Here is a 24,565-nt window from a genome sequence, read left to right on the forward strand (position 1 = left end):
TCGAGCAGAGGGTGGTGGTCCGCCGTGGCGCGGCGACGACCGGCCCGGGGCCACCGGGTGACCGCCGGATGAACAGTGCGCGACGGCCCGCTCGGCCCCGGGAGCGGGGCGCCCGTTGCCCTGGGCGACGGGTTCCGGGACGGAGTACCTGATACTTCGACGCCGTGACCGAATCGTGACGGCGCAAATACCTAGTACTCGCTGTCCGGCCCGTCCCGGCGGTTGCTAGCGTCTTTCGAGATTTACCTGCTACTCCACGTCCCACCAACGGTGGCGGGCCGCGGCCCCGGCGCACTCCCGCGTCGGGCGGACGCACGACCCGCCTCTCTCTCCCCGCTCCTCTCCCCTTGTGCCGACCGCCCCGCGACGACGCCGGGCGCGAGGAAGGACGACCGATGACGCAGCACGCCTCTCCCCGACCGTCGCGCACCCACACGGTCCTCACGTCCGTCGCGCTCGCCGTGCTCGCCCTCGCGGTGGCCGGCCTGATCGCGTTCCTGCTCGTGTACCACGGCAAGGTCGCCGACGGCGCGACCCGCCTCGACGACGGCGCCGCACAGCTCTCCGACGGCGCCGCGACGCTCGCCGACGGCACCGCCGAGGCCCAGGCTGGCGCCCAGCGGCTCTCCGACGGGGCGGGCGACCTGCGGGACGGCGCCGGCGACCTCGTCGCCGGTGCGCAGAAGGCGTCCGACGGCGCGACCCAGCTCGCCGCGGGCGGCACCACCGCGCTCGACGGCGCGAGCGAGCTCGCCGCCGGTGCGGACGAGCTGAACGCCGGAGCGGCCCGCCTCGCCGCGGGCACGGGCGACGCGGCGAGCGGCGCGGCCCGCCTCGCCACGGGCAGCACGGACCTCGACGCCGGGGCCGCGCGCCTCGCGGCCGGCAGCACGCGCGCCGCCGACGGTGCGTCGCAGCTCGCCGCGGGAGCGGGCGACCTCAGCACGGGCGCCGGCGACCTGAGCGCGGGGGCTGCCCGCGCCGCGACCGGCTCCGCCGACCTCGCGACCGGAGCAGATCGGCTCGCGACCGGGGCCGGCACCCTCGCCGCGGGCACCACCGAGCTCCGGACGGGCGTGCGCGACAGCCTCGGCGCAGGGGTCCTGGCCCTCGACCAGGGTCAGGCCCAGCTCTCCGCGGGCGCGGCGCGCCTCGCCGGCGGGGTCGCCGCGGCGGGAGCAGGGGCCGACGCGATCCAGGCGGGAGTCGACCAGCTCCGCGAAGGAGCGACCGGGGTGCGCGGTGGTGCGGTCACCCTGGGCGGGTACGCCGAGCAGCTGCAGGGTTCTGCCGGCGAGCTCCAGCGCTCCGCCGTGACCGTCGGGACCAACCTGGACGGCCTCGCGGCGAAGCTCGACACGATCGCGCGCGGCGAGGTCGCGGCGACCCCGGAGAGCCTCGGGACGATCGCCGCGAACCTCCGCGCCCTGGGCAACGGCACCGAGTCGGCTCCCGGCGCGTCCGCGCAGATCGCGGGCGGCGCGGGACGGCTGGCGTCGGGCGCGGGCGAGCTCTCCGCGGGGGCGGCCGCCCTCACCGCCGGGATCGACCAGCTCTCGGCCGGCCTCGGGACCGGCACCCCGGACCGGCCCGGGCTCACCGCGGGGCTCGCGCGGCTCCGCACGGGCCTCGGCGAGGGCACCCCCGCGCAGCCGGGGCTCGCCGCCGGGGTCCAGCAGCTCCGGACCGGCATCGACGTCCAGCTCGCCGGCGGGATCGACGCGCTCGCCGCCGGTGCCACCACGCTGGACGGCAAGATCGGCGAGCTCGAGACCGGCGCCGCGACGCTCCACGGGAAGGTCGGGGAGCTCAGCGCGGGCGCCTCGACGATCGCGGGCGGCACCGCCGACCTCGCCGCCGGCGCGGCGCGCGTGAGCAGCGGCAGCACGCTCCTCGCGACGAAGACCTCCGAGCTCGCCGCCGGCACGGCCGAGCTCGCGACCGGCGCGTCCGACCTGCACGCCGGGACGACCCAGGCCGCCGCGGGCGCCGCCGACCTCTCCGCCGGGACGGTGCGGCTGCGCACGGGCGCCGGCGACCTGTTCGCCGGGACCACGCGCCTGGAGGACGGGACGCTGCGGCTGCAGAACGGGCTCACGACGCTGTCCACCGGTGCGACGACGCTCGCCGCCGGCAACGCGGCGCTCGCCGAGGGCTCGACGACGCTGAACGCCGGGACGACGACGCTCGCCGACGGCGCGTCCGACCTGCACGACGGCAGCACGCGCATCGCGGACGGCGCCGCCACGCTCTCCGACGGCACGGAGACCCTCTCCGACGGCACGACCGAGCTCAGGGACAGCGTCGAGAACAGCCCCGTCGGACGGGTGTCGCTCGGCATGTCGGCGCTCGTCGGCGGGACCGTGCTCGCGGGCGTCGCGGGCGTCGGGCTCGGGCTGCGCCGTCGGCTCGCGGCGGTCTGACCGACCGTCGCGCACGGCCGGGCGGCATCCCCTCACCGCCCGGCCCTCGGCTCGAGGGCGGCTGCACGTCGACGGTGTCGCCCTCGCGGGCGGCGGTCCCGGTGGACAGGACTCCGGGCCCGCCGCCCTTCTTCGTGCACGCCGGCCGCAGCAGCCCGGGGTCGACCGCCCGGCGACCCGGCACGGCCACCGGACCGGCACCGACCACCGGACCGGCACGGGCTACCGTGGCCGCGTGACGCTGCTCCTCAAGCTCGTGCTGGCACCCGCCCTGGTGGTCGCGTCCACGCTCGCCGGACGGCGCTGGGGAGCCCGGCTCACCGGGGTGCTCGTCGGGCTGCCCGTCGTGGCCGGGCCGATCCTCCTCATCACCACGCTCGACCACGGCACCGGGTTCGGCGCCGCCGCGGCGTCGTCAGCGCTGCTCGGCCTCACGTCTCTCGCCCTGTTCGCCGTGGTGTTCGCCTGGTGCTCGCGCCGGACGGGCTGGCTCGGTGCGCTCGCGGCGTCCTGGGCCGCGTGCCTCGTGGCGGACGTCGCGCTCGCCCGGCTGACGCTGCCCTCCGGGATCACGTTCGTCGTGGCGCTCGCGACGTTCTGGGGCGCGTCCCGGGTCATGCCGCCCGACGTGGCGGGCCCCCCGCCGTCGACCGTCCCGTCGCCCTGGTGGGACCTCCCCGCTCGCGCCGCGACGACGGCGGCGCTCGTCCTCGCCGTCACCACCGCGTCGGGTGCGCTCGGCCCGGCGATGACGGGCGTGCTCGCGCCGTTCCCGATCGCGTCGAGCGTGGTCGCCGCGTTCGCGCTCGCACAGCGCGGGTCGGCCGAGACCGTCCGGCTCCTGCGCGGTCTGCTGGCCGGGCTCACCGGGTTCGCGGTGTTCTGCCTCCTCGTCGCGCTCCTCGTGGACCGGCTCGGCATCGCCGCGGCCTTCGGGATCGCCCTCGCCGCGAGCGTCGCCGTGCAGGCCGCCGTGCCGCTCGCCGGGCGGCTCGTCGGCGCAGGACGGGACGCCCAGGACGACGACGCGCCGACCACGCCAGGCGACGGAGCCCGCGACCCGTTGCGGACAGGTCGTCGCTGACCGCCGGCGAGCACGCTCAGCACGCCGCGGACGACGATCATCGGCAGGGCGACGAGCATCGCGCCGAGCCCCCACCGGGACAGGTCCGACGCCTCCAGGTCGGGGCGGTCGAGCCGGACCGAGTCGGGGTCGCCCGCACGCTCGACGACGGGGACGACCTGACCGGGCCGGTACTGGCCGGCGGGCACCTTCTGCTCCGGACGCACGCCGCGCGGCCGGTCACGGGTCGCCGGGACGACCGTCTCGGTGGGGTGCTCGACGACCGAGCGTCGGTTGAGCAGGGGCGTGGGCACGACCTGCACGACGACCCCCGTGCCGCGCGGACCGCGGCGGCACGTTCCCCGCGACCCGGTCGGTCGCCGACCGTCTCGCCCTGCGCGGCACCGCCGCGGCGACCGCCGGCCCACGCCTACTGCCGACGGCGCCGGGCGAACACGGACGCCGCCCCGCCGAGGAACAGCGCGACCAGGCCGGCGCACCACGCGAGGGCGAGGGCCGCCGTCGGGCCCAGGTCGGTGACCGGCGCTCCGGTCGAGCCCGTCCCGACGAGCAGGCCGCGGATCGTCTCGATCACGGGCGTGACGGGCTGGTGCTCCGCGAACCCGCGCAGCCACGTCGGCATGGTCTCCGGCGGCACGAACGCGCTCGACACGTACGGCAGGAACAGCATGAAGAAGCTGAACCCCCCGGCCGCGGCGGGCGACCGCACCAGCACGCCCACGAAGGCCGCGACGCTCGTGATCGCGAGCACGTACGCGGCGACGACCCCGACGGCTCCCAGCCACTCGAGCGCGGTCGCGTCGGGCCGGAAGCCGATGAGGAACGCGACGCCCAGCACGACGGCCGTCGTCACGAGGTTCTTCACGACGCTCGCCACGACGTGCCCCACGAGCACCGTCCCGCTCGCGATCGGCATCGACCGGAACCTGTCCATGATGCCGCCGGACATGTCCTGCTCGACGGCGATCGCCGTGTTCGACGCCCCGTAGCCCGCGCACAGCAGGATGATCCCCGGCGTCGCGTACGTGACGTAGTCCGTGCCGACGCTCATCGCGCCGCCGAACACGTACACGAACAGGATCATGAGCATCACCGGCAGCACGAGCGCGAGGATCAGCTCGTCCGGCTCGCGGCGCACGAGCCGCAGCGAGCGCGCGACCATCGTCCCGGCGTCGGCGAGCACGTGGCGGCCCGGCCGGGCCGTAGGGGCAGGGAGGCGCGGCGTCGTGCCCGACGGCGCAGCGGCGGTCTGGGCGGTCATGCTGCGGTCTCCTCACGGTCGGCTTCGTGGTCGGTCTCGGTCGTGCCGCGGTCCCGGTCACGCGTCCGTGCGGCGTGGCCCGTCAGGGTGAGGAACACGTCGTCGAGCGTCGGCTCCCGCACCTCCCACCGCATCGGCTCGACGCCGGTCGCCGCCACCGCGGCGAGGACGTCGCGGACGTGCTCGACCGACCCGTCGGTGGGGACGCGGAGCGTCGCGGAGGTGAGGTCGAGCGCCTCCGGCCACGGTCCCGCGGCCCCGACCGACGCCGCCTCGGCGGCCGACGCGAAGGTGAGCTCGATGCTCGCGTCGCCGACGCGGCGCTTGAGGTCGGACGGGGAGCCCTCGGCGACGACGCGGCCGTCGTCGATCAGCGCGACGCGGTCGGCGAGCTGGTCGGCCTCCTCGAGGTACTGCGTCGTGAGGAACAGGCTCGTGCCGTCGGTGACGACGCCACGGATCACCTCCCACATGGTCTGGCGGCTGCGCGGGTCGAGGCCGGTGGTGGGCTCGTCGAGGAACATGACCTGGGGACGGGTGAGGAGCCCGGCCCCCAGGTCGAGCCGGCGGCGCATGCCGCCGGAGTAGGTCCCGACGCGGCGGTCGGCAGCCGCGGCGAGGTCGAACGCGTCGAGCAGGCCGTCGACGCGGGCGCGCGCGGCCCGGCGGGGCAGGTGCGCGAGGCGGCCCATCATCGTGAGGTTCTCGCGGCCCGTCTGCTTCTCGTCGACCGCCGCGTACTGGCCGGTGAGGCTGATGAGGCCGCGGACGCGTGCGGCCTCGCGCACGACGTCGTGGCCCGCGACCGTCGCCGTGCCGCCGTCGGGACGCAGGAGGGTGGCGAGGATGCGGACCGTGGTGGTCTTCCCCGCCCCGTTGGGGCCGAGCAGGGCGAGGACCTCGCCGCGGCGCAGCGTGAGGTCGACGCCGTCGAGCACGCGCACGGGGCGGCGCGGTGTCCCGTAGCTCTTGCGCAGGCCGTCGGCGTGCACGAGCACGTCCGGTGCGGGCATGAGGCCTCCAGGGTTCAGGCGGCAGAACCGCGTGTGAGAGAAACTGTTTATGCGATCCACTGTTCTGTGTACGGTAGACACGGTTTCGTGGGCGGTCAAGGCCCGCGGGAGGATGACGAGATGACCACGCCCGAACCCACCGAGCGGCACGCGCCCGACGAGTCGGCCCCGACGACGGAGCTGCCGCCCGCGATCGCGCGCCTCTGGGGTCGCGCACCCGGCCCGCGGCGCGGCCCCAAGCCCGCGCTGACGGTCGAGCAGGTGGTGCGGGCCGCCGTCGACCTCGCCGACGCCGAGGGCCTGCCCGCGGTCTCCATGGCGCGCGTCGCGGAGGCGCTCGGCTACACGCCGATGGCGCTCTACCGGTACGTCGAGAGCAAGGACGAGCTCCTCGTCCTCATGGCCGACGCCGCGGCGGACGTGCTCACCCTGCCCCCGTACGACGAGGGCGACTGGCGCGCCGGGCTCGGGGCCTGGACCCGCGCGCAGATCGCGGGCGTCCTCGCGCGGCCGTGGTTCCTCGACCTACCGCTGACGACGGCGCAGGTCGGGCCGAACCGCCTGCGCTGGATCGACCGCGCGTTCGCGATCCTCGCACCGCTCGACCTGACGGTGGACGAGAAGCTGCAGATCGTCGGGCTCCTCGCCCAGCACGTGCTCGGCGAGGGCCGCGTCCAGGTCGAGACCCGGCGTGCGGCCGCGGAGGCCGTGCGCCGCGCCCAGGGCCTGCCCGCCGACACCCCCGAGTCCGACCTCGACGCGGACGCGGTCGCCGCCGCCAACCCGTACGCCGACTACGAGCTCGTGCTCACGCGGCTCGTCGATCCCGAGACCTATCCCGCGCTCACCGGCGCGCTGGCCTCGTGGTCGCCGACCGCACCGCAGCCCGACGACTGGGAGAGCGACATCGGCTTCGGCCTCGACATCCTCCTCGACGGGATCGAGGCCTTCGTCGCCCGGCGCGCCACCGCCCGCAGGGCCGCCGACCACGGCTGACCGCCCACGGTGCCCGGGTCGCGAGCGGGCCGTAGTCGGCGCTCGGAGCCGGTCAGGGCGTCGGCTGGACCGGGGCGTCGGGCACCTGGACGTCGGGCAGGTCCGGCAGGTCGAGCGTCGGGACGTCGATGCTCGGGATGTCGACGTCCTCCATCCGGTCGCGCAGCTCCTCCTGACGGATGCGGTTGTTCTCCTGGATGCAGGAGAGCCGGGTCACGGGACGGCCGCCGCACTCCTGGACCTCCGAGTCCGGGTCGCGCGGGGCCTTCGGCGACTGGACGTAGCGGCCGTCGGCGTCGTGCGCGTTCGGCGTGACGGGCAGCGCGACGACGGCCGCGACGCCGCCGACGGCGAGGAGCGCCGTCGTGACGAGGAGGACCGCCGCGCCCAGCCCGGCGCGGACCGCGGCGCCGGCGCTCACGGGCAGGCGCTCGTCCGACGCCGCGCGCTGCCGCTCCGCTGCACGCCACGCGACCCACAGGCCGACCGTCACCGGGAGCACGAACGCCACGGCGGCCAGCGCCGCGACCGAGCGGGCGTCCTCGCGCGCGAGCGCCCCCGGCCCGATCGCCGCGACCACGACCGCGACGATCCCCGTCACGACCGTGCGGCGCACCGCGGCGCCGCGCAGACCCGAGCGCAGCCCGGCGATCCGCGCCGCGCCCACCGGGCCGGGCGGGAGGTACCCCAGGTCGCGCGTCTGCGTGACCATGGCCGCGTACAGGACGGCCGAGGTCACGGTCGTCACCGCGAGCACCGCACCGAGGGCGACGAGGAACCACCGCACGACGACGGCGTCGCGCACCACGTACAGCAGCGCGAGCCCGGCGAGCACGGCCACCCAGCCCACGACGACCGCTGCGACGGCCCCGCCCCGCAACGGCGTCTGGCGGAGGGTGCGGCGCAGCAGCCCGCGGGGGACCTGGAGGAGCACCGGGAGCACGCGCAGGGCCGTGATCGCCGTCCACAGCAGGACGACGATCCCCCAGAGCGGCACGCCGCCGACGTGCGCGTCGCTCATCGAGAACGTGACGACGAGCGCGACCGCCCCGACGAGCAGCACCGGCATCTCGACGAGGCGCAGCACCTGCTGCCACACGCTGAGGTGCAGCAGGTAGCCGGCCTCGGCGTGCTCCGGGTTCGTCGCGAGGACGCTGCTGTACCCCTTCGCGCTGCGGCCGGTGTCGAGGGCGAGCGCCGCGTCGAGGTAGAGCAGGTCCTCGTGCTCCGGGGCGACGCCGAGGCCCTGGCGCACGAGAGCGCGCGCCCGGTCGTCGTCCCCGAGGCGCGACCACAGCCGCGCCGCCTGCGCGAGCCGGTCGGGGTTCTCGGGCGCGAGCGCGAGCGCCGCGTCGATGCGCTCGCGCGCGAGCCTCCGGTCGGCACCGCGGACCCGGCCCGACAGGTGCGTGTCCGCGAGCTGCAGGTGGTACCGCGCGTCGTCGGGGTCGAGCTCGAGCGCCTTCGCCGCGGCGTCGCGCGCTCCCGGCACGTCGCCCGTGTTCTGGCGCGCGATCGACAGCAGGTGGAGCGCGCCGTCGGCGGTGGGCTGGGCGCCCACGACCTGCTCCAGCAGCGGCAGCGCCTCGGCCGACCGCTGCAGGTGCAGCCGCACCCAGGCGGCGGTGAGGAGCAGCCGCGGGTCGTCGGGCACGCTCGCGAGCGCGTCGTCGACCTCGTCGAGCGCACGCTCGGGCCGCCCCATCTGGACGAGCAGCTCCGCGCGCGAGGCGACGGCGCGCGGGTCGGTCGTGGTGCTCACGGTCCGGGGTCCTCCGGCGCTCAGAGCATGCGCCGCGCGCGCAGGTACGCGGCGAGGTCGTCGTAGCGGCCGTCGTTGTTCGCGAACGTGACGACGTTGCGCGCGGACTGGAGCCACGCCGTCGTCGAGGGCCGCACGTCCGCGAGCGCCGCGTCGAGGTCGGCCATGGTGATCGGGCGCACCTGGCCGGTCGCGATGGAGTCCATCATCGCCTTCTCCGCCGCCGTCGCCGCGAGGTGCTCGAGGTCGGCGCCGGAGAAGCCGTCGGTGCGCTGCACGACCGCGCGCAGGTCGATCCCCGCGACCGGGCGGCCCGCGAGGTGGTGGCGCAGGATCGCCTCGCGCGCGGGCTCGTCGGGCGGCAGCACGAGCACGACGCGGTCGAACCGCCCGGGCCTCAGCAGCGCGGTGTCGACGTCCCACGGGTGGTTCGTGGCGCCGAGGACGAACAGCCCGTCGTTGTCGGAGCCGATGCCGTCCATCTCCTGGAGGAGCTGGTTGACCACGGTCCGCATGCCCGACGAGCCGGAGTACTGCGCACGCTTGCCGCCGATCGCGTCGACCTCGTCGAGGAAGAGCACGGCCGGCGCGAGCTGGCGCGCGCGCTGGAACAGCGCGTGGAGGTTCTGCTCGCTCTCCCCCATGAACTTGTCGAGGATGTCCGCGAGCGTCACGGTGAGGAACCGTGCGCCGAGCTCGCCCGCGACGGCCCGCGCCATGTACGTCTTGCCGGTCCCGGGAGGCCCGTAGAGCAGGAGCCCGCCGCGCAACGACTTGCCGAACGCCTTCGCGATCGCCTGGTGGCGCATCGGCTCCAGGAACGCCTCGCGGATGCGCTGCTTCACCGGCTCCAGGCCGCCGACGTCCGCGAGCGTCACCGTCTCGCGCGAGACCTCCAGCAGGCCCGAGCCGTCGTCGGGGGCGTCGTCGCGCGCGGGGACGAGGAACGGCCCGTCGCCCGGTGCGGGCGGGACGGCGTCGTCGTCCGTGCGGGACACGCCGCCCGGGCCGGCGGGCGGTGCGGCGGGCACCTGTCCGGGCGGCGCTTCGACGACGGGTGTCTCGACGAACGGTGCCGGGACGTGGACGCCCACCTCGTGCTCCAGCCGGTCCCAGTCGATGCCCGACGGCGCCGCCGGGCCCGGGGCTGCGGGGGCGCCGGGCCCGGTGGACGGGGCGGGCTCGGCGGGGATCCCCGCGGTCGGGGTCGCGGGCGCGCCGGGGGCGCGCGGGACGGTCGCGTCGGACGGGACGCCCGTGATGATCCCGTCGTCGGGGCCGCCGGGGGCGGACGCCGGCGCGTGCAGGCCGGTGACCGGGGCCGGCGGTGCAGCGGGGGCCGTCGCGGGCCGGTCGGCCGCGGGGCTGCTCCCCGTCGCCGCGGCGACGGCCGAGTCCTGGACCAGGCGCAGCGCCTCGCCGTCCGCCGGGTCGATCCGGAGCGCGGCGCTCGCCTGCTCGAGCGCCTCGACCGGACGCCCCGCCGCCAGCAGGAGGCTCGCGTAGTGGACGCGCAGCGGGGCGCTCGACGGCGCGGCCGCCACCGCGGCGGCGAGCGCGGCCAGGGCGTCGGACATGGGTGCTCCTCGGGTCGGGCGGGGACGACGACGCCGGTGCGCCCGTGAGCGCGGCCGGCCGGGAACAGTGTGCCCCGGACCGGTGACGCCGACCATCGGCACCCTGCCACCTGCGCCGTCCCCGGGAGCCTGACCGTGCACAGGCCCGGACACCGCGGTCCCCGTCCACAGCGCGCACCGGAGGGCGCCTCCGTGTCGGCGGGACCGGGCAGAGTGGACGCATGACGACCGACACGACCGCGTCGACACCCCTCGCGGTGCCCGACGACGCGCCCGCCGGGGCCCCCGGCGGTCCCCGACCCGGCGCCCGCTGCTTCGGCGACGGCGACCCGCTCTACGAGGAGTACCACGACACCGAGTGGGCGGTCCCGGTCCACGGGGACACGGCACTGTTCGAGCGCCTGGCGCTGGAGGGGTTCCAGTCCGGCCTGTCGTGGATCACCGTGCTGCGCAAGCGTCCCGCCTTCCGCGAGGTGTTCGCGGGGTTCGACCCGGAGGCCGTCGCCGCGTTCGACGAGCCCGACGTCGAGCGCCTCCTCGCCGACGCGCGCATCATCCGCAACCGGCAGAAGATCACGGCCACGATCGACAACGCGCGCGCCCTGCTGGCGCTCCAGGAGAGCGGGCGCACGCTGGACGAGCTGATCTGGTCGTTCGCGCCACCGGCCCGTCGCGAGCGCCCCGCGACCTGGGGCGACGTCCCGGGGCTCACCCCCGAGTCGACCGCGCTCTCGAAGGCGCTCAAGAAGCTGGGCTTCCGGTTCGTCGGACCGACGACGGCCTACGCCGCGATGCAGGCCTGCGGGCTCGTGGACGACCACCTCGCGACCTGCCCCGTCGTGCTGCGCCGCCCGTGAGCGGCGGCGAGCCGCACCTCGGTCCGCCCCGCCGCCTCCGGGGACGGCTCGCGACTCCGGTGCGGCAGGGCGAGCGGACCGTCGGGCGTCTCCGTGCGCGGCCCTGCCCCCTGGCGGCGACCACATGGTGAGACGAGGTGCGACGATGGCCTCATGAGCGCGTACGTGTCCGTCCTCGACCTCTTCTCCGTCGGCGTGGGTCCGTCGAGCTCGCACACCGTCGGGCCGATGCGGGCCGCGAAGGCGTTCGTCGCGACGCTGGACGACCGCGGCATGCTGGGCGAGGTCGCCGGGCTGCGGGTCGTGCTGTGCGGGTCGCTCGGGGCGACGGGAGCGGGCCACGGCACGCCGGACGCCGTGGTCGCGGGGCTGCTCGGCCTCGACCCCGAGACGTGCGACCCGGCGCGCGTCCCCGGCTCGTGGGAGAAGCTGGGCGACGGCGCGCCCGTCGCGCTGCTGGGCCGGCACCGCATCACGATGACGAGCGACGACGTGCGCCTCGCGCCGCTGACCCGGATGCCGGGCCACCCCAACGGCATGCGGTTCACCGCGCTCGACGCGAGCGGGGCTCCGCTCGCGGAGGAGGCGTACTACTCGGTCGGCGGCGGCTTCGTGCTCACCGCCGCCGCGCTCGAGTCCGCGGCCGCGAACGAGGCTGCGCAGCTCGGCGCCGAGCTCGCGGGCGAGGCGATCGACCCCGGGACGGAGCCGTCGGGCGTACCGTTCCCGTTCGCCAACGCCGCCGAGCTCCTCGCGCTGTGCGAGCGCGAGCGCACCTCGATCGCGGCGGTCGCGTGGGCGAACGAGTCCGCCCTGCGCCCCGCCACCGAGGTCGAGGCGGGCGTCGACCGGATCTGGGACACCATGAGCGCGTGCGTGGACGCCGGTCTCGAGCGCGACGGGGTGCTGCCCGGTCGTCTCCAGGTCCGCCGTCGGGCACGGGCGCAGCGCGAACGTCTCGAGCTCGCCGACGAGCGCGGCGCCGACACGACGATCGAGTGGCTCCAGGCGTTCGCCATGGCCGTCAACGAGGAGAACGCCGACGGGCGCCGCGTCGTCACCGCCCCGACGAACGGCGCCGCGGGGATCATCCCCGCGGTCGGGCGCCACTTCCTGCGCACCCACCCGGACGTCGCCGCGGACCCCGCGCGCCGGCGTCGGGCCATGCGCACGTACCTCCTCACCGCCGCCGCGATCGGCGCGCTCTACAAGCGCAACGCGTCCATCTCCGGCGCGGAGGCGGGCTGCCAGGGCGAGGTCGGCTCGGCGTGCTCCATGGCGGCGGGCGCGATCTGCGCCGTCCTCGGCGGCACGCCCGCCCAGGTGGAGAACGCGGCCGAGATCGCGATGGAGCACAACCTTGGGCTCACGTGCGACCCCGTCGGCGGGCTCGTCCAGGTCCCGTGCATCGAGCGCAACGCCATCGCCGCGTGCACCGCCGTCTCCGCGGCGCGCCTCGCCCTCCAGGGCGACGGCTCGCACGTCGTCTCGCTCGACACCGTCATCGAGACGATGCGCCAGACCGGCGTCGACATGTCGACCAAGTACAAGGAGACCTCGACGGGGGGCCTCGCCGTCAACGTCATCGAGTGCTGAGCCGGAGCGCAGCGAAGCAAGCAAAGGCTTCAGCACGACCACCAGGCCGAGTGCTGACCCGGAGCGCAGCGAAGCAAGCAAAGGCTTCAGCACGACCGACAGACCGAGTGCTGAGCCGGAGCGCCGCTCACCAGGTGCGGCGCACGGACGCCTTGGTGCCGGTCACCAGGCTGCGCGGCGGGACGTCGTCGGCCACGACCGCACCGGCGGCGACCACGGCGTCGCGGCCGATGGTCACGCCGGGCAGGATCGTCGCCCCGGCGCCGATCCACACGTTCTCGTGCACGTCGATCGGACCGCCGGTGAGCCAGACCTTGCGGTCGTCGGTGTCGACCGGGTGCCCGACGGTGACGAACGTGACCTTCGGCGCGACCATGACGCGGTCGGCCAGCCGGATGCCGGCGTAGTCGAGGAACGTGCAGTTCTGGTTGACGAAGACGCGCTCCCCCAGGTCGAGGTTCAGCCCGTGGTCGGTGAAGAACGGCGGGTAGATCGTCACGCTCGGGGGCAGCGGGCGGCCGAGGATCTGCGCGAGCAGCCGCGCCCGACCGTCCTCGTCGTCGAACGGCAGGACGTTGAGCCGGGACGTGAGCTCGGTGGCCCGCAGCACCCTCTCGGACATGGCGCGGAACTCGGGACCGTGGATGCGCATGAGCAGGTCGCTGGGCATCCCCCGATCCTGCCTCCGGGTCAGCGGACGGCGCGCGACGCCTCGCGGGCGGCGACGACCTCCTCGACGACGTCGGCCACGCCGGCCTCGCCCGGCGAGGCGGCGATGTGCTCGCCGAGGCGCTGGCTCGCGCGGGCGTACGACGGGTCGTCGAGCAGTCGCCGCACCGCGCGCCGGACCTGGCCGGGGCGCGGGGTGCTCGTCCGCAGCCGCACGCCTGCGCCGGTCCACGCGACGCGTGCGGCGACCTCCGCCTTGTCCTCGGTCTTGCCCGCGACGACCACGGGGACGCCGTGCCGCAGCGCGTGGTGCACCCCGCCGTAGCCGCCGTTCGTGACGAGGACCGAGGTGCGCGGGAGCAGCGCGTCGTACGGGAGGTACTCGGCCGCGCGCGCGTTCGCCGGGAGCGGCCCGAGCGACCCGACGGGCCGTCCGCCGGTCGCCGCGACGACCAGCACGTCCTCGCCCGCGAGCGCGCGCAGCGTGGGGACGAGGAGCTGGGTCGGGTCCTCGTTCGCGACGGTGCCCTGCGTGACGTGCACGACCGGCCGGCGGGTGTCGAGGTCGCCCCACCACGCGGGGAGGTCACCGTTGCCCGGCGCCGGGCGCGGCGGGCCGACGAACCGGACCGGGGTCACGACGTCGGGCCGCGGGTACTCGAGCCCGGGGACGGTGAGCTGCACCACGGCGTCGGCGTCGGCGGGCCAGCCGAGGAAGAACGTGCCGCTCGGCTCCCCGCCCGCCGCCCGGACCATGTCCTGCGCCGCGCGCTGCGGGGCGGCGAACGCGACCCGCTCGACGACGGCGTGGAGGGCCCGGTTGCGCAGGACGCCGAGGGGGCCCCGCGCGGGCAGCACCCCGAGGCCGAACGGCGCGGTGTGGTCGCTCTTCAGCCCGAGCGGGAAGATCCCGAGCGCGAGCACCGGTGGTCGACGGTCGGCGGGCACCGAGACGAGCGGCATCGCGCCGAGGAACAGGGGCTCGACGAGCACGACGTCCGCCGGGCGCTCGGCGAGGGCCGCGAGCACCGCCCGGTGCTGCGCCGCGCCGGGCGCCACGAAGATCTCGAGCATGTCGTGCCGGATCGCGTCGAGCCCGGTGCGTCCCGCACGGCCGGGGAACGCGGCGGCGAGGTCGCGGTCGTCGAAGTCGGCCACGGCCGGGAGCGGGACGTGCTCGGCGTCGGCGGCCTCGACGGCGGCGGCGAACCGGGCGCCGGTGAGGAACCGGACGTCGTGCCCGCGGGCGACGAGCGCGCGGGTGACGGCGAGCAGCGGGGTGACGTGGGCGTGCACCGGGGTGGAGCAGAGCAGGACGGTGGCCATCGGTGGGGCCTCTCTCGTGGCGGCGCGCGTCGCGCCGGTCGGACGGGAAGGCGCAGGACCGGGCCGTCTGCGCGGGGGACGCCGGTGGGGAGACGGCGTGTGAGAAGATCGATCAACCGTCAGGAGTATTCATCACCTTCGAGGGGTAGTCAATAGTGGTGCCTCGTGCCTACACGTCCGACCTCCGCACCGAGCAGGCCGCGCGCACGCGCGAACGGGTGGTGCGCGCCGCCGCGCACGAGCTGACCGAGCACGGCTACGAGCGCACGACGCTCGCGCGCGTCGCCGCGCGCGCAGGCGTCTCGCTCGAGACGGTGAAGGCGCACGGCCCCAAGCGCGCCCTGCTGCTCGCCGCGTTCGAGCTCACGTTCGCCGGGTCGGAGGGCCAGGAGTCCCTGGGCGAGCGGCCCGAGGGACGCTCGGTGGCCGGCACGACCGACCCCGAGGAGTTCCTCGACGGCCTCGTCGCGCTCGTCGCCGCGGCGAACGAGCGCGTCGCCGGCCTGTGGTCCGCCTTCACCTCGGCGGCGCGCTCCGACGACGCCGTCGCCGCGGAGCTCGACGCGCTCCTCGAACGCCGCCGCGCGGACCTGCGCGCGAGCGTCGACGTGCTCGCCGCGCACGGGTTCCGCCCCCGGGCACCGCGGGACGAGGCGGCCGAGTCGCTGTCCTACCTCCTCGCACCCGAGGGCTGGACGCACTTCGTCGCGGGCGCCGGCTGGTCGGGCGAGCGGTACCGCGCCTGGCTCCGCGACGGCGTGGTGCGCCTCGTCGCGGCGCCCCCGGAGGACGACGCCGACGCCTGAGCCCTGGCGCGCCGTCGGGCACCGCGCCTACGGTGTGCCATGAGCACGCTCACCCCCGGCTTCCACGGCCGGCCGCGCCCGCAGGGCGTGGCGCTCCCGCCGGGCCAGTACGTCGAGACCGGGTTCCCCGTGCTCTCGGCGGGGCCCACACCGCGCGTCGACACCGCGACCTGGCGGCTCGACGTCACGACCGAGACCGGCGCGACGCGCGCGTGGTCGTGGTCGGACCTCATGGCGCTCCCCCAGGACGAGCCGACGGTCGACATCCACTGCGTCACCCGCTGGTCGAAGTTCGGCACGTCGTGGCGCGGCGTCTCGCTCGACACGCTCCTCGCCGACGTCGAGTCGACCGCCGACTTCGCGATGATCGGCTGCTACGGCGGGTACACGACGAACCTCCCCGTCGCGGAGCTGCTGGGCGGCAAGGCGTGGGTCGCGCACACGTTCGACGGCGCCCCGCTGCACCCCGTGCACGGCGGCCCGGCGCGGCTGCTCGTGCCGCACCTGTACTTCTGGAAGTCGGCCAAGTGGGTCAACAGCATCACGCTCATGCCCATGGACCGGCAGGGCTTCTGGGAGCGACTCGGCTACCACGACCTCGGCGACCCGTGGCGCGAGCAGAGGTACCAAGGTGATTGAGACCTCACGATGACCGAGGCGCCGGTCCGCCTCGGCGCCCGCTACGCGACGCCGTCGGGCTGGCAGGTCGCGACGCTCGTCGACGCGTGGGCCGAGAGCCCGTCCGCGCGGACGCTCGTCCTCGAGGTCCCCGCCTGGCCCGGGCACCTGGCCGGTCAGCACGTCGACCTGCGCCTCACCGCGCCCGACGGCTACACCGCCGAGCGCAGCTACTCGATCGGCAGCACGGCGACGCGCGCGTCGGTGCCCGACGACGGCTCCCCCGCGCGCGTCGAGGTCACCGTGCAGCGCGTCCCCGGCGGGGAGGTCTCGACCTACCTCACCGACGTGTTCGCGGTGGGCGACGCGATCGAGCTGCGCGGGCCGGTCGGCGGCTGGTTCGTCTGGTCCCCCGAGCGCGACGGCGGGACGCCCGTCCTCCTCGCCGCGGGCGGGTCGGGCCTCGTTCCCCTCATGGCGATGCTCCGCACGCGCCGCGACGCGGGCGACCGGACCCCGTTCCGGCTCGTGTACTCGGTCCGCCGCCCCGAGGACCGGCTGTACACCGCGGACCTCGACCGGCTCGCCGCCGCGCACGACGGGCTCGACGTCCAGGTCGTCTACACGCGCTCGGTGCCGCTGGGATCGACGCGCGGGCCGGGTCGCCTCGAACGACGCGATCTCGCGGCGTGGGGCTGGCCCGCCGAGATCGAGCCCGCGTGCTTCGTGTGCGGGCCGACGGGGTTCGTCGAGGCCGTCGCCCGCCAGCTCGTCTCGCTGAGCCACGACCCGGCGCGCGTCAAGACCGAGCGCTTCGGGCCCGCCGGGGACTGACGGGCGCGACTACGCCGGCGGCGGCGTCCAGCCGCCCCGGGCGCGCGCCTCGCGCTCCGCGAGCACGCTGCGCAGCAGCCGGATCGTGAGGATCAGCGCCCAGATCACCAGCACGGCGACCGTTCGCGAGCACGGCGACGTAGAGCAGCATCAGCAGGGGATAGATCGGCCCGATTCCCATGGGCGGACCCTAGCGGCGCGCAAGCCCGGCCCGCGGTGCGACACAGTCAGGTCGTGAGCGTGGCGCGCGTGCGCCACGGCAGTTCTACGACAGGGGGCGGTATGAGTACCCGGACGAGACGTCGACCTGGCAGGCGGCGCGCGGCCGCTCTGCTCGCGGTCGCGACCGTCGCGACCCTGGTGCTCGGGGCGTGCGCGACGGCGTCGGGCGAGCCGCCCACGGTGACGACCGCGGACGTCGAGCGCCGCGTCGTGACCGTCGCCGACGCCCCGGCGACGACCCCCGTCGTCGAGGCGACCGAGCGGCTCGGCCTGACGATGCTCGACGCGGCCCCGCGCGAGGGCAACGTCGTCGTGTCGCCGGCGAGCGCCGTCGTCGCTCTCTCGATGCTCGCGGAAGGAGCCCGCGGCGAGACCGCCGCGTCGCTCGACGCCGCGCTCGGCGCGACCGGCCAGGACCGGACCGACGCCGTCAACGCCCTGCTCGCCGCGCTCCAGGACTACGACGGCGACCCCGCCCTCGTGCAGAAGGACGAGCTCCCGAAGACCCCGCTCGTGCACGTCGCGAACCAGGTCGTGCTCGACGACCAGGCCCAGGTCCACGACACCTACCTCGAGGCGCTCGCCGCCGGGTACGACGCGGGCGTGCTCGAGACCGACCTCGGCTCGACGGCGGGCCTCGAGCCGCTGGACCGGTGGGTCCGGCACCACACGGGCGGGCTGATCGAGGAGTCCGCGGTCGAGCCCGACGCCGACTCGCGTCTCGCGCTCCAGAATGCGACGCTGCTTGCGGCGCGCTGGTCGTCGCCGTTCGAGGAGCAGGCGACCCGTCCGGACTCGTTCGTCCTCGCGGACGGGACCGAGGTCGACGCCGAGGCGATGCACCAGGAGCACGACTGGCGGTACGCCGAGGTGGACGGGTGGCAGGCCGTCCGGCTCCCGTACACCGAGGGCTTCCACGCCGACGTCGTGCTCCCACCGGACGGCGTCGACCCGGCGACGCTCGCGCCCGAGACGAGCGCCGCCCTGCGTGAGGCGCTCGACTCCGCACGGCGCCGCAGCGTCGCGCTCACCCTCCCGACGCTCGACGTCGACGCCGCGGCACCGCTCGACCTGGCGCCCGCGCTCACCTCGGCCGGGCTCGCCGGCCTGCTGGACGAGCCGGACCTGACCGGCATCAGCGACGAACCCGGCCTCAGGGTGACGCAGGCCTGGCAGCAGGCCGTGCTGCGCGTGGACGAGGACGGCACCGTCGCGGCGGCGGTGACCGAGGTCGTCGGCGGCGTCGAGTCCGCGCCGATGGTCGAGGACGTCGTCGAGCTGCGTGTCGACCGGCCGTACGTGTTCTCCGTGTCGCACACGGACACCGGGTGGCCGCTCTTCACCGCCGCGATCCGCGACCCCCGCCACTGACGAGAGGACGGCGAGAGCACCATGGCTCCGCAGACGAGCAGAGTCCGGACCGGCGCGGCAGTCGCAGCGGCGGCAGCCGTCGTCGGGCTGGTCGCCGCGTGCGCGACCGGTGTCCCGGCCGGACCGGACCTGCCCCTCGCGACGGCCGATGCGGCACGGCACGTCGTGGCGGTCTCCGAGGCGGACGCCACGCCCGACGTGGTCGGCGCGACCGAGGAGCTCGGCCTGACGATGCTCGACGCGGCTCCGCGCGAGGGCAACGTCGTCGCGTCGCCGGCGAGCGCCGTCGTCGCCCTGTCCATGCTCGCGGAGGGCGCACGCGGCGAGACCGCCGCCTCGCTCGACGCCGCGCTCGGCGCGAGCGGCCAGGACCGGACCGACGCCGTCAACGCCCTGCTCACCGCGCTCCAGACCTACGACGGCGACCCCGCCCTCGTGCAGAAGGACGAGCTCCCGAAGACCCCGCTCGTGCACGTCGCGAACCAGGTCGTGCTCGACGACCAGGCCCAGGTCCACAACACCTACCTCGAGGCGCTCGCGACCGGCTACGGCGCAGGGGTCCTGCACACGGACCTCGGGACGGCGTCGGGCATCGCCCCGCTGAGCGCCTGGGTCCGGTTCCACACGGGTGGGCTGATCGAGAAGAGCGCGATCGAACCGGACACAGACCTCCGCCTCGTGCTCCAGAACGCCGTGCTCTTCGCCGCGCGGTGGGAAGCACCGTTCGACGAGGGCGAGACCCGGCCCTCGCCCTTCGTGCTCCCGACCGGTGAGGGGGTGGACGTCGAGTCGCTGTCGCTCACCGAGTCGTGGGCGTACGCGGAGCACGACGGCTGGCGCGGGCTGCGCCTCCCCTACGTCGACGGGTTCCACGCGGACGTCGTCCTGCCTCCGGAGGGGACCGACCCCGCGACGATCACGCCGACACGCACGGCTGCGCTGCGCGAGGCCCTCGACTCCGCGGCACCGCAGCGGGTTGCGCTGACGATGCCGACCCTCGACATCCCCGTCGAGCGCGCGACGGACCTGCGCCCCGCGCTCGCCGCCGCCGGTCTGGGCGGGCTGTTCGACCCCGTCGACCCTCCGGACCTCGGCGGCATCAGCGACGAGGACCTGTACGTGTCGCAGGCGAAGCAGCAGGCGATGCTCCAGGTCGACGCCGAGGGCACCGTCGCGGCGGCCGTGACGGAGCTCGGCGCGCAGGCGATGTCGTCCGAGGTCGAGGTCGTCCCGCTCAGCTTCCGCGTCGACCGCCCCTATCTCTTCTCGGTCTCCCACACCGACACCGGCTGGCAGCTCTTCACCGCGGCGATCCGCGACCCCCGCCACTGACTCCCCCGGCGAGCCCTCCGGTCCACCGAGGTAGACCCGTGGTCACCACGCCCGACGGCGCTCGGGTCGCCACCCGAGGTGGGCGGGTCGTCCGAGGCGGACCCTCGGGAACAGCGCGACGGTCCCACGCGGACGACGCGGCGCGGACGGACCGGCACCGCAGGCAGTCCGCCCAGGCGAGCGAAGACCACGGCGAGACGAAGCCGGGTCGGGGTGGGTGGTGGTGCCGCGTCGTGGTCGGGCCTGGCGGGAGCGCCGCGAGGAACGAGCGGCGCGGATGGTAGACGCGGCACCACCACCCACCCCGACCACCCAGGGCGACCACGCGCCGTCGGGCGCAGGAACCACGCCTCTACCTCGCGTGACCACGCCTCTACCCCGCGTGACTACGCCTCTACCTCGGCGGAACGGGGCTCGTCTTCCTCGCGGGGCCAGCGGTCCAGAGCCCTGTCTCGACGAACCGGGCGCATCGGGTGCTTGCGACATCTCTTGACGCGTCCTTCACCCGGCAGTAGCGTTCTTGCGTGTTGATGCAAGAAATCAACACTCCGTTGTGCGGTGCGGCACAGCGGGTCCGCAATTCTCGAAGGTACTGACCCGAGCCACCCGGCCCTGGCCGGACGTGCGCCGTGGCCCGTCCTCCGAACCGGGCGTCCGGTCCGGTGCGAGGTCGCGCGCGGCGCGGCCTGACGCCCGTCGACGACGACGGGAGATCGAGGACATCGATGAGACATCGACCCAGCACGTCGAACCGCACACCCGCCGGGGCGCCGACGCGCCGGCTCCGCACCCTCGCCGCCACGGCGACGGCGACGGCCCTGCTCGTCCCGCTCGGCCTGACGACCACGGCCACGGCTGCGCCCACGGTGCTGTCCGCCGGGAAGTCGACGGCCGCGAGCAGCAACAACTCGCCGTACCTGTCCGGCAACCTCACCGACGGCAACCAGGGCACCTACTGGGAGTCGACCAACAACACGTTCCCGCAGTGGGCGCAGGTCGACCTGGGCGCGGCCGCCACGGTCGAGGACCTCGTGCTCAAGCTGCCCGCGGGCTGGGAGACGCGCAGCCAGACCCTCAGCGTGCAGTCCAGCACCGACGGCTCGACCTTCTCCACGATCAAGGCGTCGCAGGCGTACGCGTTCGACCCCGCGTCGGGGAACACCGTGACGGTCGACGTGCCGGACACGTCCGCCCGCTACGTGCGCGTGCAGATCACCGCGAACACGGGCTGGCCCGCGGGCCAGCTCTCCGAGCTCGAGGTGCGCGGCACCGCCGGCAGCACCGATCCCGGCGACCCGGAGCCCCCGACCGGCACCAACCTCGCGCTGAACAAGCCGATCGAGGGGTCCTCGACGGAGTGGCAGTTCGTGGCGAAGAACGCGAACGACGACAGCACCTCGACCTACTGGGAAGGCGCGGGCGGCCAGTACCCCAGCACGCTCACGGTCTCGCTCGACGCCGCGGCCCAGCTCACGGACGTCGTCGTCATGCTCCCGCCGGCGTCCGTGTGGGGCCCGCGCACCCAGACGTTCGAGGTCCAGGGTCGCGCGACCGCGACCGGCGCCTGGCAGACCCTCAAGCCGTCGGCGGGCTACGCGTTCTCCCCGGCCACGGGCAACACCGTCACGATCCCGGTCACGGGCACGGCCAAGGACGTGCGCCTGCGGTTCACCGGGAACACCGGCTCCGGCAACGGCCAGGTCGCCGAGCTCCAGGTGTTCGGCACCGCCGCCCCCAACCCCGACCTCGTCGTCACGAGCGTCACCGCGACACCCGCGTCGCCGCTCGAGTCGCAGGCGATCACGCTGTCGGCCGTCGTGAAGAACATCGGCACGCAGGCGTCCGCCGCGACCGACGTCGCGTTCACGCTGAACGGCCAGACCGTCGCCACGAAGCCGGTCGCTGGCCTCGCGGCCGGCGCCCAGGCGACCGTCACCGCCGACGTCGGCGCGCGGCCTGCCGCGAGCTACACGATCGGCGCGGTCGCCGACGCGGGCGGTACGGTCGCGGAGCAGAACGAGGGCAACAACGCCTACGCGAACCCGACCCCGCTCGTCGTCACGGCCGTCCCGAGCTCGGACCTCGTCCCGACGCTCACGTGGTCGCCCAGCAACCCGTCCGCGGGCGGCACGGTGACGTTCTCCGCGACGATCGCGAACCAGGGCAACGTCGCGACCTCCACGGCCGCGCACGGCCTCACCGTCACCGTGACGAACAAGGCGACGGGCGCCGTCGTGCGCACCCTCACCGGCTCCGTGAGCGGCGCGATCGCCGCGGGCGCGAGCAGCGCGAGCGTCGACCTCGGCACGTGGACGGCCGCGAACGGCAACTACGACGTCAAGGTCGTCGCCGCGCCGGACTCCACCGAGGTCGCCGCGAAGCAGGCCAACAACACCGCGACCCGTCCCCTGTTCGTCGGCCGGGGCGCCAACCTGCCGTTCGACACGTACGAGGCCGAGGACGGCGTCACGGGCGGCGGCGCGACCGTGCTCGCGCCCAACCGCGTCGTCGGCGACCTCGCAGGCGAGGCGTCCGGCCGCCGGGCGGTCACGCTCAACCAGACCGGCGCGTACGTCGAGTGGACCACCAAGGCCCCGACGAACACGCTCCTCACCCGCTTCTCCATCCCGGACTCGGCGGGTGGCGGCGGGACGAACGCGACCCTCGCGATCTACGTGGACGGCCAGTTCCTCAAGAACATCGACCTCACCTCGCGCTACGCGTGGCTCTACGGCAACGAGACCAACCCGGGCAACCAGCCGGGCCAGGGCGCGCCGCGCCACGTCTACGACGAGGCGAGCACGCTGCTCGGCACGACCGTCCCGGCAGGCTCGACGATCCGCCTCCAGAAGACCGCGCAGAACACGTCGCAGTACGCGATCGACTTCGTGGACCTCGAGCTCGCGACGCCGCAGGCGAACCCGAACCCCGCGCAGTACACCCAGCCTGCGGGCTTCACGCATCAGGACGTCCAGGCCGCCCTCGACAAGGTCCGCATGGACTCCACGGGCACGCTCAAGGGCGTCTACCTGCCCGCGGGCGACTACCAGACGTCCAGCAAGTTCCAGGTCTACGGCAAGGGGGTCGACGTCGTCGGCGCCGGGCCGTGGTTCACGCGGTTCTTCGCGCCGCAGGGCCAGGAGAACACCGACGTCGGCTTCCGCGCCGAGGCGAGCGCGAACGGCTCGACGTTCCGCGACTTCGCCTACTTCGGCAACTACACGTCGCGCATCGACGGCCCGGGCAAGGTGTTCGACTTCGCCAACGTGAAGAACATGACGATCGACAACATCTGGGTCGAGCACATGATCTGCATGTTCTGGGCGTCCAACATGGACGACTCGGAGGTCACGAACTCGCGCATCCGCAACACGTTCGCGGACGCGATCAACATGACCAACGGCAGCGCGAACAACCACGTGCACAACAACCAGGCGCGCGGCACGGGCGACGACTCGTTCGCGCTCTTCGCGGCCACCGACAACGGCGGCAGCGGGCAGCGCGGCAACGTGTTCGAGAACCTCACGTCGACCAACACGTGGCGCGCGGCAGGCCTCGCGGTCTACGGCGGCCAGGACAACACGTTCCGCAACATCTACATCGCGGACACCCTGGTCTACTCGGGCGTCACGATCAGCTCGCTCGACTTCGGGTACCCGATGGAGGGCTTCGGCCCGGCGCCCACCGTGTTCGACGGGCTCACCGTCGTCCGCTCGGGCGGGCACTTCTGGGGAGACCAGGTGTTCGGGGCCGTGTGGATGTTCTCGGCGTCCAAGGCGTTCGGGAACATCCAGGTGAACAACCTCGACGTCATCGACCCGACGTACTCCGGGATCATGTTCCAGACGAACTACGTCGGGGGCCAGCCGCAGAACACGTTCCAGAACCCGACCTTCACCAACGTGACCATCACGGGGGCGAAGAAGAGCGGCGACCGGTACGACGCCAAGTCGGGCTACGGCATCTGGGCCAACCCGATGCCGGAGGCCGGCCAGGGCCCGGCGGTCGGCACGGCGACGTTCACCAACCTCACGTTCTCGGGCAACTTCCGGGACATCGAGAACACGACGTCGACCTTCACGATCACGCGCAACTGAGCACGTCCGCGCTCGACGCCGCAGCCCGCCCTCACGGGGCGGGCTGCGGTGCGCGCGCCGCGCCCAGGCCGGTCGACGGCGCGTCGGCACCGAACCGCCACCGCATCGCCGTGTGCTCGGCGCCGCGCGCGTACGCGAAGACGACGTCCGGCCGCACGGCGAACACGTACGCCTCCCCGCCCCCGTCCGCGGAGTCCCAGAACGCGCCGTCGCGGACCTCGAAGTGCCAGTCGTACTTGCAGCGCCACCGCTCCGCGAGGCGGTGCAGCATCGCGTCGTCGGTGACGCGCGCCGCGTCACCCTCCACCACGACGTCCATGCCCTCCTCGAACCGGTTCGCGCCGGTCGTGAGGACGACGTGCGCGTTCGCCGCGAGGTTGCGCGCCTTCCGCTCGTCGCGGCCCGTGCAGAAGAACAGAGCGCCGTCGGCCGTCACGGTGAGCAGCGGCGTGACGTGCGGACGCCCGTCGGGCCGGACCGTGGACACCCACGACACCCCCGCGCGCTCGAGCGCCTCCCGGACGGCGGACCACGGCACCCGTGGCGCCTCCGGCGTGCTGTAGGCGGCGAGCAGGTCGCCGTGGTCGGCGGTCGGGGCAGGCGTCTCGGTCATGGGGTTGCTCCTGTCGAGGCTCGTCGGACGTCGGGGTCGACCCGGGCGGCGCCCGGAACTCATCGGTGCCCGGCCCGCGGGACGGCCGCGTCGGGACGGTGCGCCGTC

General features: G+C 75.0%; 18 protein-coding genes. 11 read left to right on the forward strand and 7 right to left on the reverse strand.

Features of this window, described 5'->3' with window-relative positions; translation table 11 throughout:
- Positions 1–395 precede the first annotated feature (395 nt).
- Positions 396–2,423: a beta strand repeat-containing protein gene (locus ACTJIY_RS06510; protein ID WP_440673448.1), complete on the forward strand. Its 2,028-nt coding sequence runs from the start codon at positions 396–398 to the stop codon at positions 2,421–2,423.
- Positions 2,424–2,658: 235 nt separating this feature from the next.
- A complete protein-coding gene (locus ACTJIY_RS06515; RefSeq protein ID WP_440673447.1) occupies positions 2,659–3,507 on the forward strand; it encodes a hypothetical protein in 849 nt (282 codons plus the stop codon).
- Positions 3,508–3,916: 409 nt separating this feature from the next.
- Here the strand turns inward: ACTJIY_RS06515 and ACTJIY_RS06520 are convergent, their stop codons facing one another.
- Complete coding sequence (locus ACTJIY_RS06520; RefSeq protein WP_440673446.1) at positions 3,917–4,768, reverse strand: ABC transporter permease; 852 nt, start codon at positions 4,766–4,768, stop codon at positions 3,917–3,919.
- The gene (locus ACTJIY_RS06525) at positions 4,765–5,781 is read right to left on the reverse strand and encodes an ATP-binding cassette domain-containing protein (protein WP_440673445.1); all 1,017 of its coding nucleotides are present in this window, start codon (positions 5,779–5,781) and stop codon (positions 4,765–4,767) included. The genes ACTJIY_RS06520 and ACTJIY_RS06525 overlap by 4 nt, the downstream gene beginning before the upstream one ends.
- Positions 5,782–5,901: 120 nt before the next feature.
- On the opposite strand from ACTJIY_RS06525, the gene ACTJIY_RS06530 reads away from it, so the two are divergent.
- The gene (locus tag ACTJIY_RS06530; protein ID WP_440673444.1) at positions 5,902–6,777 is read left to right on the forward strand and encodes a TetR/AcrR family transcriptional regulator; all 876 of its coding nucleotides are present in this window, start codon (positions 5,902–5,904) and stop codon (positions 6,775–6,777) included.
- 52 nt (positions 6,778–6,829) lie between these two features.
- Here ACTJIY_RS06530 and ACTJIY_RS06535 read toward each other — a convergent pair whose 3' ends face one another.
- Positions 6,830–8,539, reverse strand: coding sequence for a tetratricopeptide repeat protein (locus ACTJIY_RS06535; RefSeq protein WP_440673443.1), 1,710 nt, complete (start codon positions 8,537–8,539; stop codon positions 6,830–6,832).
- A 20-nt stretch (positions 8,540–8,559) separates the two neighbouring features.
- Complete coding sequence (locus ACTJIY_RS06540; RefSeq protein WP_440673442.1) at positions 8,560–10,116, reverse strand: ATP-binding protein; 1,557 nt, start codon at positions 10,114–10,116, stop codon at positions 8,560–8,562.
- Positions 10,117–10,337: 221 nt separating this feature from the next.
- Between ACTJIY_RS06540 and ACTJIY_RS06545 the strand changes: the two genes are divergently transcribed.
- Positions 10,338–10,973, forward strand: coding sequence for a DNA-3-methyladenine glycosylase I (locus tag ACTJIY_RS06545; RefSeq protein WP_440673441.1), 636 nt, complete (start codon positions 10,338–10,340; stop codon positions 10,971–10,973).
- Positions 10,974–11,126: 153 nt separating this feature from the next.
- A complete protein-coding gene (locus ACTJIY_RS06550; RefSeq protein WP_440673440.1) occupies positions 11,127–12,569 on the forward strand; it encodes an L-serine ammonia-lyase in 1,443 nt (480 codons plus the stop codon).
- 127 nt (positions 12,570–12,696) lie between these two features.
- Here ACTJIY_RS06550 and ACTJIY_RS06555 read toward each other — a convergent pair whose 3' ends face one another.
- The gene (locus tag ACTJIY_RS06555) at positions 12,697–13,239 is read right to left on the reverse strand and encodes a DapH/DapD/GlmU-related protein (protein ID WP_253054787.1); all 543 of its coding nucleotides are present in this window, start codon (positions 13,237–13,239) and stop codon (positions 12,697–12,699) included.
- A 20-nt stretch (positions 13,240–13,259) separates the two neighbouring features.
- The gene (locus tag ACTJIY_RS06560; protein WP_440673439.1) at positions 13,260–14,564 is read right to left on the reverse strand and encodes a glycosyltransferase; all 1,305 of its coding nucleotides are present in this window, start codon (positions 14,562–14,564) and stop codon (positions 13,260–13,262) included.
- 158 nt (positions 14,565–14,722) lie between these two features.
- On the opposite strand from ACTJIY_RS06560, the gene ACTJIY_RS06565 reads away from it, so the two are divergent.
- The 6 genes from ACTJIY_RS06565 (at position 14,723) to ACTJIY_RS06590 (ending at position 23,844) form a co-directional block, all read left to right on the forward strand.
- Entirely contained in the window at positions 14,723–15,370 is a 648-nt protein-coding gene (locus ACTJIY_RS06565) for a TetR/AcrR family transcriptional regulator (RefSeq protein ID WP_253054791.1), read from the forward strand.
- A gap of 39 nt (positions 15,371–15,409) precedes the next feature.
- On the forward strand, positions 15,410–16,009 hold the full coding sequence (locus ACTJIY_RS06570) for a sulfite oxidase-like oxidoreductase (protein WP_440673438.1): 600 nt from the start codon (positions 15,410–15,412) through the stop codon (positions 16,007–16,009).
- Between the two features lie 9 nt (positions 16,010–16,018).
- On the forward strand, positions 16,019–16,822 hold the full coding sequence (locus ACTJIY_RS06575; RefSeq protein WP_440673437.1) for a ferredoxin reductase: 804 nt from the start codon (positions 16,019–16,021) through the stop codon (positions 16,820–16,822).
- Between the two features lie 282 nt (positions 16,823–17,104).
- A complete protein-coding gene (locus tag ACTJIY_RS06580; protein ID WP_440673436.1) occupies positions 17,105–18,415 on the forward strand; it encodes a serpin family protein in 1,311 nt (436 codons plus the stop codon).
- A 21-nt stretch (positions 18,416–18,436) separates the two neighbouring features.
- Complete coding sequence (locus ACTJIY_RS06585) at positions 18,437–19,747, forward strand: serpin family protein (protein ID WP_440673435.1); 1,311 nt, start codon at positions 18,437–18,439, stop codon at positions 19,745–19,747.
- Between the two features lie 725 nt (positions 19,748–20,472).
- Positions 20,473–23,844, forward strand: a complete 3,372-nt coding sequence (locus tag ACTJIY_RS06590; protein WP_440673434.1) for a discoidin domain-containing protein — start codon at positions 20,473–20,475, stop codon at positions 23,842–23,844.
- Between the two features lie 31 nt (positions 23,845–23,875).
- Here the strand turns inward: ACTJIY_RS06590 and ACTJIY_RS06595 are convergent, their stop codons facing one another.
- Positions 23,876–24,457, reverse strand: coding sequence for a pyridoxamine 5'-phosphate oxidase family protein (locus ACTJIY_RS06595; RefSeq protein WP_440673433.1), 582 nt, complete (start codon positions 24,455–24,457; stop codon positions 23,876–23,878).
- Between the last annotated feature and the right edge of the window lie 108 nt (positions 24,458–24,565).

Origin of the sequence: Cellulosimicrobium sp. 22598 (genome assembly GCF_052044445.1) — a bacterium.
GTDB classification, from domain to species: Bacteria; Actinomycetota; Actinomycetes; order Actinomycetales; family Cellulomonadaceae; genus Cellulosimicrobium; species Cellulosimicrobium cellulans_G.

Excerpts from the sequence above, each read along its gene's own strand:
- ACTJIY_RS06570 (WP_440673438.1), top strand. The coding sequence starts at position 15,410 with ATGAGCACGCTCACCCCCGGCTTCCACGGCCGGCCGCGCCCGCAGGGC.
- ACTJIY_RS06585 (WP_440673435.1), top strand. The coding sequence starts at position 18,437 with ATGGCTCCGCAGACGAGCAGAGTCCGGACCGGCGCGGCAGTCGCAGCG.
- ACTJIY_RS06550 (WP_440673440.1), top strand. The coding sequence starts at position 11,127 with ATGAGCGCGTACGTGTCCGTCCTCGACCTCTTCTCCGTCGGCGTGGGT.
- ACTJIY_RS06540 (WP_440673442.1), bottom strand. The coding sequence starts at position 10,116 with ATGTCCGACGCCCTGGCCGCGCTCGCCGCCGCGGTGGCGGCCGCGCCG.
- ACTJIY_RS06545 (WP_440673441.1), top strand. The coding sequence starts at position 10,338 with ATGACGACCGACACGACCGCGTCGACACCCCTCGCGGTGCCCGACGAC.
- ACTJIY_RS06510 (WP_440673448.1), top strand. The coding sequence starts at position 396 with ATGACGCAGCACGCCTCTCCCCGACCGTCGCGCACCCACACGGTCCTC.
- ACTJIY_RS06520 (WP_440673446.1), bottom strand. The coding sequence starts at position 4,768 with ATGACCGCCCAGACCGCCGCTGCGCCGTCGGGCACGACGCCGCGCCTC.
- ACTJIY_RS06580 (WP_440673436.1), top strand. The coding sequence starts at position 17,105 with ATGAGTACCCGGACGAGACGTCGACCTGGCAGGCGGCGCGCGGCCGCT.
- ACTJIY_RS06575 (WP_440673437.1), top strand. The coding sequence starts at position 16,019 with ATGACCGAGGCGCCGGTCCGCCTCGGCGCCCGCTACGCGACGCCGTCG.
- ACTJIY_RS06560 (WP_440673439.1), bottom strand. The coding sequence starts at position 14,564 with ATGGCCACCGTCCTGCTCTGCTCCACCCCGGTGCACGCCCACGTCACC.
- ACTJIY_RS06530 (WP_440673444.1), top strand. The coding sequence starts at position 5,902 with ATGACCACGCCCGAACCCACCGAGCGGCACGCGCCCGACGAGTCGGCC.
- ACTJIY_RS06590 (WP_440673434.1), top strand. The coding sequence starts at position 20,473 with ATGAGACATCGACCCAGCACGTCGAACCGCACACCCGCCGGGGCGCCG.
- ACTJIY_RS06555 (WP_253054787.1), bottom strand. The coding sequence starts at position 13,239 with ATGCCCAGCGACCTGCTCATGCGCATCCACGGTCCCGAGTTCCGCGCC.
- ACTJIY_RS06525 (WP_440673445.1), bottom strand. The coding sequence starts at position 5,781 with ATGCCCGCACCGGACGTGCTCGTGCACGCCGACGGCCTGCGCAAGAGC.
- ACTJIY_RS06595 (WP_440673433.1), bottom strand. The coding sequence starts at position 24,457 with ATGACCGAGACGCCTGCCCCGACCGCCGACCACGGCGACCTGCTCGCC.